The 15,632-nt window shown below is 39.7% G+C and carries 13 protein-coding genes; 7 read left to right on the top strand and 6 right to left on the bottom strand.

The features are described 5' to 3' along the window. Positions 1 to 215: 215 nt before the first annotated feature. From FTU16_RS16550 to FTU16_RS13755, 4 genes are all read left to right on the top strand, one after another. On the top strand, positions 216 to 392 hold the full coding sequence (locus FTU16_RS16550; RefSeq protein WP_257225319.1) for an SMI1/KNR4 family protein: 177 nt from the start codon (positions 216 to 218) through the stop codon (positions 390 to 392). A 56-nt stretch (positions 393 to 448) separates the two neighbouring features. Beyond that, positions 449 to 703 carry an SMI1/KNR4 family protein gene (locus FTU16_RS16555; protein ID WP_257227143.1) on the top strand — a complete coding sequence of 85 codons (255 nt, stop codon included), beginning with the start codon at positions 449 to 451 and terminating at the stop codon, positions 701 to 703. A 190-nt stretch (positions 704 to 893) separates the two neighbouring features. Then, positions 894 to 1,382 (top strand): hypothetical protein, encoded by a 489-nt coding sequence (locus FTU16_RS13750; protein ID WP_180055253.1) that lies wholly within the window; start codon positions 894 to 896, stop codon positions 1,380 to 1,382. A gap of 301 nt (positions 1,383 to 1,683) precedes the next feature. Further along, positions 1,684 to 2,769 carry an SDR family oxidoreductase gene (locus tag FTU16_RS13755; protein WP_373683903.1) on the top strand — a complete coding sequence of 362 codons (1,086 nt, stop codon included), beginning with the start codon at positions 1,684 to 1,686 and terminating at the stop codon, positions 2,767 to 2,769. Between the two features lie 61 nt (positions 2,770 to 2,830). Here the strand turns inward: FTU16_RS13755 and FTU16_RS13760 are convergent, their stop codons facing one another. Together FTU16_RS13760 and omp38 are read right to left on the bottom strand one after the other, a co-directional pair. After that, positions 2,831 to 5,008: a TonB-dependent siderophore receptor gene (locus tag FTU16_RS13760; RefSeq protein WP_180163485.1), complete on the bottom strand. Its 2,178-nt coding sequence runs from the start codon at positions 5,006 to 5,008 to the stop codon at positions 2,831 to 2,833. A gap of 429 nt (positions 5,009 to 5,437) precedes the next feature. Beyond that, positions 5,438 to 6,469 carry an outer membrane protein Omp38 gene (gene omp38 / locus FTU16_RS13765; RefSeq protein WP_180163486.1) on the bottom strand — a complete coding sequence of 344 codons (1,032 nt, stop codon included), beginning with the start codon at positions 6,467 to 6,469 and terminating at the stop codon, positions 5,438 to 5,440. A 378-nt stretch (positions 6,470 to 6,847) separates the two neighbouring features. Here omp38 and FTU16_RS13770 point away from each other — a divergent pair, with 378 nt between their 5' ends. The 3 genes from FTU16_RS13770 (at position 6,848) to FTU16_RS13780 (ending at position 9,303) form a co-directional block, all read left to right on the top strand. Beyond that, positions 6,848 to 7,369 carry a GspH/FimT family pseudopilin gene (locus FTU16_RS13770; protein ID WP_180163487.1) on the top strand — a complete coding sequence of 174 codons (522 nt, stop codon included), beginning with the start codon at positions 6,848 to 6,850 and terminating at the stop codon, positions 7,367 to 7,369. A 113-nt stretch (positions 7,370 to 7,482) separates the two neighbouring features. Then, complete coding sequence (locus tag FTU16_RS13775) at positions 7,483 to 8,658, top strand: thiolase family protein (protein ID WP_180026710.1); 1,176 nt, start codon at positions 7,483 to 7,485, stop codon at positions 8,656 to 8,658. 207 nt (positions 8,659 to 8,865) lie between these two features. Beyond that, on the top strand, positions 8,866 to 9,303 hold the full coding sequence (locus tag FTU16_RS13780) for a VOC family protein (protein ID WP_180163488.1): 438 nt from the start codon (positions 8,866 to 8,868) through the stop codon (positions 9,301 to 9,303). Positions 9,304 to 9,383: 80 nt separating this feature from the next. Here the strand turns inward: FTU16_RS13780 and FTU16_RS13785 are convergent, their stop codons facing one another. The 4 genes from FTU16_RS13785 to FTU16_RS13800 form a co-directional block, all read right to left on the bottom strand. Next, complete coding sequence (locus FTU16_RS13785) at positions 9,384 to 9,869, bottom strand: DUF934 domain-containing protein (protein WP_180163489.1); 486 nt, start codon at positions 9,867 to 9,869, stop codon at positions 9,384 to 9,386. After that, a complete protein-coding gene (locus FTU16_RS13790; protein WP_180050285.1) occupies positions 9,862 to 11,505 on the bottom strand; it encodes a nitrite/sulfite reductase in 1,644 nt (547 codons plus the stop codon). The genes FTU16_RS13785 and FTU16_RS13790 overlap by 8 nt, the downstream gene beginning before the upstream one ends. Positions 11,506 to 11,770: 265 nt before the next feature. Beyond that, positions 11,771 to 14,176 carry a glucose/quinate/shikimate family membrane-bound PQQ-dependent dehydrogenase gene (locus FTU16_RS13795; protein ID WP_180005117.1) on the bottom strand — a complete coding sequence of 802 codons (2,406 nt, stop codon included), beginning with the start codon at positions 14,174 to 14,176 and terminating at the stop codon, positions 11,771 to 11,773. A gap of 170 nt (positions 14,177 to 14,346) precedes the next feature. Then, positions 14,347 to 15,600, bottom strand: a complete 1,254-nt coding sequence (locus tag FTU16_RS13800; RefSeq protein WP_257221018.1) for a carbohydrate porin — start codon at positions 15,598 to 15,600, stop codon at positions 14,347 to 14,349. Between the last annotated feature and the right edge of the window lie 32 nt (positions 15,601 to 15,632).

The following is a 15,632-nucleotide window of genomic DNA, read 5'->3' on the forward strand; positions in this document are numbered from 1 at the left end:
AGTTCTTTATCCGACATAGACACCAACATATCAAACCGTCCGCTTCGATAATCGCAAAAGCGCATATTCTAAAAGCGGACATTTTTACTTTGGAGAAACCGGACATTTCTACTTTGGGCTTACAAAAATTATTTCGTATAACGTGTATTATGTTAATTTTAGATAATATTAACGATGTGGGAACTATGAATGAAAATAATTAAAGGTATTGAGTAATGCAAGATATTGGCGATCTATATCCAAATGGTGAAGTTGAAAAGAAAGTAATTCAAAACTTTGCTAATACTCTAGGTGTAGAATTCCCACCTGAATATATTAAACTTATTTCACAACATGATGGATTTTTCCCCAAATTAGTAGCTTTGATTTTGTTGATACTAATGGAGAGCTAAATATTTCTTGTATTGCTGAATTTGGTGGATATATACATACGCCTCGAATAGAAGGTATGCAGTTCCCTGAAGGTGACGATGACTATAGTGGCAAGTTAATTGGATTTGGTATGACGCCTGGAGGCGACTTTATTTGCTTTGATTACAGATTTCCATGGATAAAAGATCAACCTAAAATTGTCTTAGTCCTACATGATGATTTCTATGATTATGGTGTAAATGAGGATAAGAGAAAAGTTCTTTATTTAGCTGATAGATTTGAATATTTTATAAATTCATTACATGAATATATTGAATATATTGAATATTAAAAGGTTTCAAAAGACTATTTTTTATTTAAAATGATGGCTGTTATAGAAAATGAAGAAGCCTAGACCGAAGATCTGGGCTTTAAATTTAAAAAATATATAAAAATTAAGTCTATAGTATCAATTTTTTCAACTTCGCATCACGTGTATTATGCTAATTTTAGAGAAAATCAAGAATCAGTTGGAATAATCAATGACATTAAAAGCGTTATATATAGAACTTTATTATGGAGAATATTCTTATTCAGAAAGGAGAAAAAAATTAATTGAATATATTGATAACAATGAAAATATTCCTGCTGAATTACTTGAACTATATCCTAATTATGAACCACTATTACTCAGTGTAATACAGATAAAAGATTCTGAATTTTCATCCAATTGTTTAGAAGCCGAAATATTGGCAGCTAAATTCTTTTTAGGTGTTTTAGCTGACTATAAAAATGGTAATTTAAGCCCTCTTAAGCTATGTAAAATTTTTAGTAATTTAGAAAAAGGGTTCCTTGATGCACCAAGAGGACTTGAAAATAACATAGCTTACTATCCCGAATGGATAGGTGACCTCTATGACGCTTGTGACTGGTGCGATGAAACATGGACAATCGAAAATTCACCTCATTTAATAGATGCTATACAGCATCAGATTAATGTCATTCATGGGTGGCTTTTGAAGCCTATTTAACATCATAGAGGTTATAAGAAATAAAAAACCAAGACCTAAGATCTAGGCTTTAAATTAAAGCGCACAAGTTAGATATGATTCTTTGTCCATTTTTCTGTGAGATTTTGCGTCCATACTCATAAGAATATACATCTATCCAACATTCATCCCATATTCGCATATTTTAAGATCAATAAAAAAGTACTTTTTCAGCATTCACATGCATTCTCTGCTGAATTTAGTGCGCATTAAACCCAATCATCAACATATATTTTTTCAAATCAATCAAAGACAAAACTAAATATTCTCAATATGATAAAAAATGCGTCAATTAAAGTTGAAGAACATGAATACCAAGACAACACCGATACTCGTTACAGGCGCCACAGGCTATATTGCCAGCTGGGTCATTAAAAATCTGCTTGAACAAGGACATACAGTTCACGCCACCGTACGCGATCTGAATAAGAAAAAAAGCTTTGCTCACTTAGAGAATATCGCAAACCAAAGTACTGGCACATTCAAACTGTTTGAAGCCAATTTACTTACACCGCATGCCTTTGATGAAGCCATGCAAGGCTGTGAAATTGTGATCCATATGGCATCCCCTTTTGTAGTGACCAACTATAAAGATGCAGTAAAAGATATTATTGAGCCTGCGGTAATAGGCACAGAAAATGTATTAAACAGCGTCAACCAAACAGAATCTGTAAAACGCGTGGTGGTGACATCCAGTATTGCTTCAACTTATGGCGATGCGATCGACATTAAGCAAACAGCAAATAACCAATTTGATGAGTCTCACTGGAACACCACCAGCTCTGAAACCCATCAGCCCTATCCATATTCAAAAGTCATGGCGGAGCGCAAAGCTTGGGATATGCAAAAAGCACAAAACCGCTGGGAACTGGTTTGTGTCAACCCAGCGCTGGTTCTTGGCCCTTCACTAACTGCGATGACCAAGTCTGGCAGCGTTGAAGTGCTTGAGCAGTTTGCTAACGGTATGACCCTCGCAGGTGTACCGCCGATGTGGAATGGCATTGTAGATGTCCGTGATGTTGCGGATGCACACTTGCAAGCAGCCTTTAACCCAAATGCAAAAGGCCGTTATATTATCAGCGGCGGCACGCTCAGCCTGCTGGAAATGGGCAAAATTCTGCGCCAGCACTTTGGTCCAAAATTCCCCTTCCCGCGCAACCAGTTGCCTAAAGCCGCATTTAAATTGTTTGGCCCTCTTGCAGGTTTCCCACGAAAGTTTGTTGAACTGAATATGGGTTACCCAATTTACTTTAATGCTGAAAAAAGTAAAAAAGAATTGGGCATTGAGTACCGAAATATTCAACAAAGTGTGGTTGAACATTTCCAACAACTCCTCGATGACGGTGTGGTTAAGCAATATATTCCGTAAATCATTCATTTGCAAAAAAGCCACCTGACGGTGGCTTTTTATATAAAAAAACTAAACTAACTTAGAAATCAAAAGTCACGCCAACTTTATAGGTACGTGGACCACCCACTAAGGCATAACCTGAGTTGAATGTACCTTCCCAATATTGCTCATCAGTCACGTTATCAACATTGGCTAAGAATGTAGTATTTACACCACCCAAATTGGTTTTATAACGCGCACCTAAATCTAAAATTGTATAGTCTGGCAGTTTAAGTGTATTGGTTTCATTTAAGTACTGTTCACTCACGTAGTTTGCACGCGCATTAACATTCAAACCATCCACATACGGCACTGCATAATCCAAACCGAGTGTTGCGGTAAAGTCAGGAATACCATACACCGAATTACCTTGCTTAGTTACACCATTTTTCACCGCTGCTTTGGTATATTCAGCATCGATATAAGCCAAACTACCCATCAGATTTAGACCTGTATAAATCTCTCCTGAAAATGCCCATTCCACGCCACGTGAACGTGTTTCTGCATCATCTGTGGTAATTTGATTGATTGTACTATTGGGTTGACCATCAGAATATGAAGATACCATGGTCGATGGTTTTTCAATTTGATAAAGGGCAAATGTATTCAACCAAGAACCTGCTTGATATTTTGCACCCAATTCATATTGCTTAGTTTGGAATGGCGCAAAGGTGACATTATTGTTGGCATCTGCAGCGTTATTCACCGTTACACCTTCAGAAAGACCTTCAACATAGTTTGCATAAATAGAAAGATTCTCACCAAATGGTTTAACCACAACACCTAAGCTTGGGGATATTTTATCGTCTTGATAGCCTGTATTTTTCTGTAAATTCTTTGTGTCGATATCTTGATAACGTGCACCAACAATAAATTGCAACTTATCATCTAACATTGAAATCTGATCAGATACCGTATAGCTAGTATATTTATTATCTAAATTCGGTTTAACCACTGGGTACGCAGAAGGCATCCCTACAGTCGTGTTAGGAGCATACAAATTAGTTGAATCAATATTCTCTTGCGTCGCTTTCACATGCTGATCTGTTTCTTTGGTCAAATAATCAGCTCGGACATTTATAGCATGTTTTATAGCACCCGTATTAAACTTATAATGAATACCTGTATTTGCTGATGTAATCGACTCAGATGACCCTGTACGATAGTACTGTGAAGTAGCATGACCATCAGCTTGCCCTACGATAAGACGCGTACCAAAAATGTGTCCGCTATAGGCCTTTTCAATATGCCCTACACCCGCATACACATTTAAATCAGGCGTGAATGCATATTCACCACTTAATCCTACAAACTCACTGTCAGTATGACCTTCTAAATTCCTAAAGTAATTGGTATCGCCTTTAGGTGCATCCAGCACACCATTATAGGTATGCTTATGCGCATCTGCCACGCCGAACGCCACCATCGCAGGTGATCCACCATTACGATCATCACGTACCGCATAGGCATCAAAATTCAGTTTCAATTTATCGGTTGTATAGTCTGCAGCAATTGCACCTGATGCATGTTTATCTTCCATGCCTTCAATAATGTGCTCACCTTGACCATAAGCACCATTCACACGTAGACCAAATTCTTTTTCAGCACCAAAACGTCGCGAAACGTCAAAACCTGATTGGTAAAACCCACCTTCTTCCATCGAAGCTGAAACTTGAGTTTTTTCTTTATCTGCACGCTTAGTTTTAGCGATGACCACACCACCGACCTCACCAGCAGGCGACATACCTGCAACCAAGGCATTCGGGCCTTTTAAAACCGTTACCGAATCTAGAAATTCAGTCGGTACGCGTCCATAAGGCGCCATACCGTACATACCATTGAGTGCAATGTCATCGTGATTGATGTCAAAGCCACGAATATTAAAGTTTTCGTTTAAATGACCTTGGTTTGTTGTGATACGAACACTCGCATCATTTCTCAGCACTTCACCCACGGTGGTCGCTTGCTGTTCTTCAATTAATTTTTCACTATATGCAGCAACGCTAAATGGCGTATCAACAATTTTTTTATTTCCCAAAGCACCAAGGTCTGTCTGCGCTTTCAACTTACCATTTGCAAGTTGCTTTTCTGCAGGTACCTCAACTTCAATTGTTTCAAGCACGGTTCGCTCTGCTGCATTTACTACTGCAGATGTGCCCACCCCTAAGATCGCGATTGAAATCGCACGGACTAAATGAGTTTTTGGAAAATTGATCATTGTTGAACGCTTAATTTATTTTAATAAGAATCATTATTATATTTAGAATAATTCTTAACTGCATCATGATTCCCGATGATAATATTTTTTAATGAAAAATATAAATATTCATTTTTTATAAATTATCGACAACACAAATGTAAATAATTGTTTATTATTAATTTTATAAAAAATAAAAACACAAACTGTGCATGTTAAATTAAAGTTCTCAGGCAAACAAATGATTAATTAATATACAAATAATTTGAATTTTTACATGCTTTATAACCTTTGAATAGATGTATCCATTTACATCCTACGATTATTCAAAAGTTAATAAGGCATTTTGGTTAGTGCCTTTTAGCCAAATTTAAGTCTCTTTTTTAATTTTTTAACAAAAAAAAAGCGACTCAAAAGAGCCGCTTTTTTCTAACCGAAGTTAAACTCAAATTATTGAGCTTGACCAGGTTGAGCCACTACAGTACGGCTACCAGAAATCGTAGCGAATACGCGACGGTTCATAGCACGGCCTTCTTTAGTGTTGTTGTCAGCGATCGGTTGATCCCACGCGAAACCTTGAGTAGATAAACGAGCTGGGTCAACGTTGTATTCGTTAACAAGTGAAGATTTAACAGAGTTAGCACGAGCTAGTGATAAACGTTCGTTTAGAGCACGTGGACCAGTGTTATCTGTGTGACCTTCGATGTTAGCTGTAGCATTAGGGTATTCGCCTAATTTTTCAGCTACTTTAGCGATTTCAGGTTTGTATTGATCTTTGATGTTTGATTTGTTTGTATCAAAGAACACACGAAGTTCCATGTTAAGATCTTCAGTCAACTCTTGAGGAGCTGGAGCAACAGGAGCAACAGGAGTTACAGGAGCAACTTCAACTACAGGAGCAGCAGGTTTCAAGTGACCGCCAAGAACTACGTTAAGACCAGCTAAAGCTGTGTAGTTCCAGAATTTTTCGTCAAAGTGGTAAGTACCACGTGCTTCTGTACGAAGAGATAAAGCATCGTTCAAACGGAAGAACGCACCAACACCAGCATTACCTAAAGTACCTTCAATATCTTCACCATCAGCAATAGAGCCTTCTGGCGAGTATTTATAATGACCAGCACCTAAAAGTACGTATGGCTTGATTTTGCTATCGTAGTTTTTAGTGATCAAGTCAGAAGTTGCATAGAAGTTACCAGCAATATTTTGAGCTTTATACTCAGCACCCGCACCAGCACCGTCTACATCACCTTTAACTTGGCTATATTCAGCTTCGAAACCTAACCAAGGAGTAAGTTCAACACCAAGTGCTGCACCAACAAATAAATCGTCCTGTAATTCTGGACCATCTGTTAGCTTGTCATTGTTGTGTTGAGTGTCTTGGAAAGTGTAACCAAGCATTAATGGGGTAACAGTTACGCCCGCGTTTGCAGCAGCTAAAGGAGCAGCTACGAGCATTGCTAATGCAATACGACTCATTTTCATGGATTTATCCTCCAGAGATAACAATTGTTGTTCAAGCTCAAGCCTAAATTTTCGACTACCCTGAGATAGGCTTTCTTATACCCCAGTTTTTTTTTAAGCTATTTACGCTGAATCATACAAACACTTTATTCTTTTTCCAAGTGCTTGATTAATCTAATCAAGTAAATTATTGACAAAATTACTTACAATTTCCGTTGTAATTCGGTAAATTTTTACTCAATTTTGAGCAGTGAATCGCCTATTGTCACTTGCTATTTTCATTTTAACAGCTTTATCTAAAATTGAGTAATAAAATTCTATACTCAAAATTAATATCGCCATTAAAAACACATATAACACTAAACATATAAAAATAATATTAAATTTTGGATTAAATCAATGCTTTATAATAAAGAAACCGGCTTTACGTTATTTGAACTTTTAGTCTCAATTGCGATTATGGTCATTATCGTGACGATAGCTTTACCACATTTCAACAATTTAATGGCGCAGCGAGAAGCGAATAACATCAAATCGACTATTCAAAATCACAATGCATTCGCACGGGCTCATGCCACTATTTATCATTCCAATATTGTGATTTGTCCTAGTCTTGACTTTAAACTTTGCCAACCTAACAACTGGAACAGTGGTCTGATTATATTTATTGACAGTAATAAAAACCGTCAAGTCGATGCAAATGAAAAAATATTACGACAAGACAAACTCAACTTAAAATATGGCGATCTCTCTTGGCGTGGGACTCTACACATTCCAAGTCTCACCTTTCAAGCTAGCTCAGGTTTACCCAATGGTTCAAATGGCAGTTTCTACTACTGTTCAAAATCAGCACTTCAACCGATCCGGGCAGTCTTAAGTCGAATGGGACATATCCGATTTGAAAACCCAACCAGTTGCTAATTTGAGAACCGGTGAGTCCAAAGCAGCCTTTTAAATTTGCTTTATTCCTGTTCAATTTTACTTATACTGCTGACGTATTCAAAAATTAATGTATAAGAAAATGGAGACATGTAATGACTGATATCGTCATCGTGAATGGTGCCCGTACAGCAATGGGTGGTTTTCAAGGGAGTTTAGCCGCTGTCACTGCACCAGAATTAGGCGCAGTCACAATTAAAGCAGCCATCGAACGCGCGGGTTTACAACCGACAGATGTTGAAGAAGTCATTATGGGCTGTGTGCTTCCGGCTGGTCTGAAACAAGGTCCTGCCCGTCAAGCGATGCGTAAAGCTGGTCTTCCAGATTCAACTGGTGCCGTAACCATCAACAAGCTGTGTGGTTCAGGTATGAAGGCCGTGATGCAAGCGGCAGATATGATTAAGGCTGGTTCGGCTCAAGTCGTGGTTGCAGGTGGTATGGAGTCAATGACCAATGCCCCTTATGTTTTGACCAAAGCACGAGCTGGCTACCGTATGGGCCACGGTGACGTTAAAGATCATATGTTCTTAGATGGCCTAGAAGATGCAGAAACGGGCCGACTCATGGGTTCTTTTGCGCAAGATATGGCAAATACAAAAGGCTATACACGTGAACAAATGGATGACTTCGCCATTCGCTCGCTTAAACGTGCTCAAACTGCAATTACTGAGGGTTATTTTGCTGACGAAATCGTGCCTGTCACTGTTTCGAGTCGTAAAGGCGATGTGATTATCGATAAAGATGAACAGCCTTTTAACGCCAATATCGAAAAAATTCCAACACTGCGCCCTGCTTTTGCTAAAGATGGAACAATTACCGCTGCCAATGCCAGTTCTATTTCTGATGGTGCGTCTGCTTTAGTATTAACATCAGCAGAACAAGCATCAGCAAAGGGCTTAAATCCGCTCGCAAAAATTGTGGCTTATGCATCAAATTCACAGCATCCTTCAGAATTTACTATTGCACCTGTAGGCGCAATTCAAAAAGTTCTAGATAAATCGGGTTGGAATGTTGCTGATGTCGATTTATGGGAAATTAATGAAGCTTTTGCCATGGTCACGATGTGCCCAATTGATGAATTTAAATTAGATGCTGAAAAAGTAAATATCAATGGTGGTGCTTGTGCGCTTGGACATCCTGTTGGTTCTACCGGTTCACGCATTATCTTAACGCTGATCCATGCATTAAAACGTACAGGTGGTAAGCGCGGTATTGCAGCGCTGTGTATTGGTGGTGGTGAAGCAACTGCTGTGGCGATTGAATTGCTTTAATGCTCTGTAGACTCCCTTCGCAAAGGGCGATTTAGAGGGAATATTCTTTAATCCTCCCCTAACCCCTCCTTTAATAAAGGAGGGAGACTGAAAATCCCTCTGTAAGAGGGATTTTTTATGCTTACATTTTAGACATAAATTGTTCACATACAGGTCAGCAAAGGCTCTTAAAATAAATGTCAACATAATAAAAAATGGATGACCATTATGCAGCTCAATCACTACTTGAATTTTCAAGGCAATACCGAAGCAGCCTTTAATTTTTATCGCTCTGTACTTGGTGGAGAATTCCTCAATGTGATGCGTTATGGCGATATGCCTGCCGAGGAAGGCATTTCACTATCCGATGCAGATCGGCAAAAGATTATGCATATTTCCCTGCCAATCAATGAATTTACCGTGCTGATGGCCTCAGATGTCAACGAACAATTTTGTGCACAAACCAATCAACCCTTTACCTTAGGCAGCAATCACTATATTTCGATTAATTTAGAAAGCAGTGAACAAGCTGAAGCCAAACGATTGTTTGATGCATTGTCCAAAGGTGGCTCTATAGAAATGCCTCTCGAAAAGACCTTTTGGGGTGCGCTGTATGGCGCATTTACCGATCAGTTCGGTATTAAATGGATGGTCTTGCCAGCTTAAAAACGAATAATCACTCATTAAAAGTATTTCGATAAATAAAAAAGCCTCCCAAAGGAGGCTTTTTTTATCAATCAACGTACTTAAGCACCTGTTTGATAATGCGCTTGCGGCACAGCAGTTGAAGCTTGGTATGGATTGGTAAAATCACCTAAACCAGCAGCAGCTTCAGCTATATCTTTACCTTCTTTCACCACAAAAGTATCGAAACCTGAACGCTTCATGTAGTTCAACACGTCTTTGAATACATCACCTGTCGCACGTAGTTCTCCTTGGAAACCTTGGCGACGTAACAATGCAGCAAATGAGTAACCTCGACCATCGTTAAAACCGGCAAATTCGATGAAAATAGCATCTAACTGGTCAAGCGGGAATTCATTGGTTTCAGGTGAAGCATCCACCGTTACGAAAAGTGCTTTTTTACCAGTTACATTCGCAAGTTGATCTAACTGCTCAACCGTTAAAACCACGTCACCTTGTGGCAACACACCATCTTCACCAATGAGTTGGTAAGTATTGTCTGCAATCGAGCCATCTTTAGAGAGGACTTGTAGTGCTGTATTAAGCATATGCACGCTCCTTAAATGGTTGGATGCCAACACGGCGGTAAGTATCAATAAACTCTTCGCCTTCAGTACGAAGGTCTAGATAAGTATTTAAGATCTCTTCGATAATGTCAGGTACAACTTCAGCTGCAAATGATGGGCCTAAGATGTCACCAATCGATGCATCATGATCGGCATTACCACCTAAAGTGATTTGATAGAACTCAGCACCCTTTTTGTCTACACCTAAAATACCGATGTTACCGACATGATGGTGACCACACGCATTCATACAGCCAGAGATGTTTAGATCCAATTTACCTAAATTGTAAATGGTGTCTAAGTCATCAAAACGACGTGTAATGGCTTCAGAAATTGGAATCGATTTCGCGTTCGCCAATGAACAGAAATCACCACCAGGGCAGCAAATGATGTCAGTTAAGAAACCGATATGCGCACGTGCAAGATTGTGTTGATCAAGGATCTTCCATAGATCAAACAAATCTTTTTGCGGTACATCTACAAGCGCAATATTTTGCTCATGTGTGGTACGGAACTCACCAAAGGTATATTTATCAGCCAAGTCAGCAATTAGGTTCATTTCTTCAACGGTCATATCGCCCGGTGCAATACCCGCACGTTTCAAAGAAATCGTAACGATGCGATAACCTTTGACTTTATGTGCATTGGTGTTGATGTTGAACCATTGTTTAAATTTCGGCTCTGCGGCAAATTGCTCTGCGAAGTCTTCATCTGCATAATCTTGGTAATCAAATGGTGTGAAGTTCTCATCCATTTTCGCCAAGGTATCAGCATCAATTTTTAACGTTTTGATGGTATGTGCAAATTCAGCTTCCACTTTCTCTGCAAATACTTCTGGTGTTAATGCTTTCACCAAAATTTTGATACGCGCTTTATATTTGTTATCACGACGACCGTGTAAGTTGTATACACGAAGTACCGCTTCTAAATAAGCAATCAAATCTTCACGTGGCAAGAAGTCACGAATAAAGCTACCAATCACTGGTGTACGGCCTAAACCACCACCAACTTTGATTTTATAGCCAATCTCGCCTGCTTCATTTTTCACGATATACACACCGATATCATGGAAAGACGTTGCCGCACGATCAGTTTCTTCCAGTGCTGAAACTGCAATCTTGAACTTACGTGGCAAGAAAGCGAATTCTGGGTGGAAAGTTGACCATTGACGAATCAATTCACACGTTGGGCGTGGGTCAGCAATTTCACCCGCAACCACACCTGCATATTGGTCAGTAGTTGTGTTACGAATACAGTTACCCGAAGTTTGAATCGCATGCATTTGAACAGATGCGAGCTCTTGTAACATATCAGGCACATTTTCTAGTGCAGGCCAGTTAAACTGAATGTTTTGACGAGTAGATACGTGCGCATAACCACGGTCATAGTCCTGAGCCAATGACGCAATTTTACGTAATTGTTTAGAATTCATCAGGCCATAAGGTACTGCAATACGTAGCATCGGTGCATAACGTTGTACATAAAGGCCGTTTTGAAGACGCAGTGGACGGTATTCATCTTCCGTCAATTTACCTGCTAAATAACGTTCCGTTTGATCACGGAACTGTGCAACACGTTCATTAACCAGTTGCTGGTCAAAATCAGTATATAAATACATGGCGTACAGCTAGTAATTTCTATTATAACAATGCACAGCATAACGAGATTTTATCTATCAAGAAAATGCGTTTTTTACATATTTAATAGCGATTTTATTGATAAGACTGTCGCAATTTCACTGATATAGCGGAATTCGATCATTTATCTTTTATTTATTAATATATTGAATTATTTTTCCATTACTTAGCATAAATTTACATAAAGAATTCCAGCCAATAAAAAGCCCGATAAATCGGGCTTTTTACTTAGCGATGTAAAATCACTTATTTTTTATCTGGCAAAGCATACGCAACAAGGTAATCACCAAGTTTTGTACCAAATGAACCATGACCACCAGCCATGATCACAACATATTGTTTACCATTTGCTTCATAAGTCATTGGAGTCGCTTGACCACCTGCTGGTAGACGACCTTCCCACAAAGTATCACCATTCGTTACATTAATTGCACGGATATAGTTATCTTGTGTTGCGCCTACAAACATGACATTACCAGCAGTCGAGATTGATCCACCAAGACCTGGTACACCAATTTTCACAGCAGGTAATTGGAACAATTTCGGTAAACTGTCACGAATTGTACCAATACGTTTTTTCCAGACCACTTCATGTGTATTTAAATCTACACCTGCAGTAAAGCCCCATGAAGGTTGTTTACAAGGTAAGCCAAGTGGTGACAAGAAAGCTTTGATTTCCACACCATAAGGCACGCCATACATCGGTTGCACGCCTTGTTCAGTACCCGCACCTTTCGCAGTTTGCTCACGGTTTGGATCTGTAGGAATCAACTTAGTGACAAATGGCAAGCCAATTGGGTTCATCACAGCAACTTGACGGTCTTGGTTCACCGACATACCACCCCATTCGAATACCCCAAGGTTACCTGGGAATACCAATGTGCCATTTTCAGAAGGTGGTGTATAAATACCGTCGTAGTTTAATGATTTGAAATACACACGACACATCAACTGGTCAAACATAGTGGCACCCCACATTTGTTTATCAGTCAATTTATCTTTTGGTGCTAAATCAAAATCAGAGAACGGTTGAGTTGCAGAATAATGCTCACCTTTAGTTTGTGGACCACGTTTTACAGTTTGTGGAACCGCTTTTTCGGTGATTGGCACAATCGCTTTACCAGTACGACGGTCAAGGACGAATGCATTACCTGTTTTGGTTAAGACATAGATCGCAGGAACAGTATTACCTGATTTATCTTTGATATCTGCCAATGAAGGTTGTGATGGTACATCCATATCCCACAAATCATGATGTGTGGTTTGGAAGTTCCAAATCAATTTACCAGTCGATGCATTAATCGCAAGCATTGAGTTTGCATAACGTTCATCTAAAGGCGTACGGTGACCACCGAAGATATCCGGAGTACCCACACCTGTTGGAACATAGACGATATCTAATTTTTCATCATATGCTAAAGGTGCCCATGCGTTTGGAGAAGCAACAGAGAAGGTTTTTCCTTCGCCAGGCATAGCATTCGGGTCTTGTGCACCCGTATCAAAGATCCATAATAATTCACCAGTATTAACATCATAACCACGGATGACACCAGATGGCTCTTTAGTCGAGAAGTTATCAGTTGTTGAACCGCCAATCACAATGGTTGTGCCAGTAACCACTGGAGGTGAAGTTGGGATATAACCGCCCGGATACGGATAAGGCATATCTTTTTGTAGATCGACTTCGCCGTTATGACCAAAATCACTACATGCTTTACCTGTGTCAGCATTGACTGCAACCAAACGACCATCATTTACAGGCAAGATCACTTTGCGCGGACATTCAGTTGAAGTCGAGCGTTTGTTCTCTAAGCTTTTTGCAAACTGAGTGGTATTTGCAGCGTCAAAATAAGACACACCACGACATGTTAAATGTTGATAGGTATTGTCCGCTTTAAGTTTAGGATCGAATGCCCATTTTTGTTTACCTGTCGCAGGATCAAGTGCAATTAAACGTTGGTGAGTTGTACACATAAACATGTCATTGCCGACTTTAATCGGAGTGACTTGGTTTGTGGTTTCACCTGAGTCATTTTCTGTTGGTAACTCACCTGTACGGAAAGTCCATGCTACTTCTAAATCTTTAACGTTGTCGCTATTGATTTGGGTAAGTGGAGAATAACGTACACCACCTTGTGTACGACCATAGGCAGGCCAATCTTCAGGAGCAATACCCTCAATCGCTTTGGCAGTTTGAGGTTGTGCATTTTTAATTTCACCGTTAATTTCTTGCGGATCATTAAAAATTGAATAGATCATTACGATAATCGCAATCACCAGTGTGCCTGATAATGCAATTTTCGCCGTTTTGCCATTTTCCATGCCGCGTGTCACGGCAGGAATCAGTAACCAAAGGCCCAATAAGCCTAAAATATCAAAACGCGGTGCAAGTGCCCAAAAGTCAGAACCTGCTTCCCAAAGTCCCCAAATCACTGTACCCAGCATCAACGCTGCATAAATGTATAAAGAACTGTTTTGAATTTTTCTTAAGTATATTGCTGAAGCCAGCATTAACAGGCCGGCGATTATGTAGTACCAAGAACCGCCAAGGACTGCCAGCCAGATACCACCAATCAATAGAACTAAGGCGAAAATTGCCATCACAACGACGGTAAAAGTTCGCATCCCAGTTCCAGTAGATGGGTTGCTCATGTTGACCACCTCTATTGTCGAATGTTGTATTCGGTGCGTGAAACACATTCAACACACCACCATTTTTATGTCGCAAAGAGAAGTTGTTACAAAAACAATTCAAGAGGAAATATCGTAATTTTTCTCAGAATTACCGAATTGCTTTTATAAGAACTCTAATTTGACATCAATTAAAATGCTGTTTGAAATTTGATACCGCCGACCCACGCATTCTCACCATTTTTGTAAGCACCGACGTGACGGATATATTGAATATTTGGACGAATAGTCAGCCAGTTTGCTGCATGAATACCGTAGTAAATTTCTGCGTCATACTCTTCACTTTGTAGACCGCGTGCATCAACGCTGTTATTGGCATCATTCACATCATCATTAATGCTGATACGACCTAAACCAATCGCAATTTCATCCTGAGGACGTGCATCGAATGCACCTTTGTAGACCAAGCCAATGTTTTGCATATCACTCACATTGTTGGTGTCTGAGTCATGCACGGTGACATTCACAAAACCGCTTAAGCCACGTGAAGCATCGTCTTTGTGTGCTGTCAGTTGTTGTTTCGCCACAATCCAACCACCTTGATGGTGATCTTTTTCATTTACTGGGCTATCAATGACATCGGCATCAGCGGTACTGTAGTAGTAACCTGCACGGTATTCACCCGGTAGCTTTTGTGTCCCCACTTTTGGAGTCCACACCACTTCAGCAGGAATAATCGCACCTTTAGAACCATCAGTACTCAAGTTCCAACCTTTACCACGTTTTAGATTTTCAGGGTTGTATTCATACACACCAGTTTGTACATAAAATTCTGGGTTTACGTTGTATTTAACACGAGCCGCCCATTGTGAAACTGGCCAGTTGTACCATTGGTCGCCCACCCAGTTACCTACTTGTGAACCACATAAAGCTAAGTTCTGAAAATCACAATCGAAACTGTTAAAATCCTCACCCTCACCAAAACGTCCGACTTTGATATCTAATTTTTGATCAAAGAATTTTTTCTTGATCCAAAAGTCTGTTAAACGCCAAGTTTGACCGCGACCCCATACCTCTTGTGCTGAGCTTAAATGTCCATTTTCAACACCTGTAGATTGGCCATTTAAAGCACCAGAGGTTTGAGAGAGAGATCGACCATTACGCTCTGTAATGTTAATTTGCGCTTCGGTATCCTTCCAGCCTGCTATCTCTTCTAAGTCTAAGTGAGCACCTATAACAAATTGATCTGCATATTCAGTGCCATGACTTGAAGCATGCTTTGCATCTAACAAAGTGGCTAATTCGCCACCATAACTAAAACTAAAATCGTAACCTTTCTGTTGAAGCGCTGTTCGTTGACCGTTCCAATCACCGAACATCCATGGGCTTTCAGAACTGAAAGCATCTGCAGCAGTTGCCGCTTGGGTTGCTGAACCCGCAAGCATTATTCCGAGGCTAAGATATAAAGATCCAAGTT

The organism is Acinetobacter sp. YH12069, from assembly GCF_013419675.1.
Lineage (GTDB): Bacteria > Pseudomonadota > Gammaproteobacteria > Pseudomonadales > Moraxellaceae > Acinetobacter > Acinetobacter amyesii.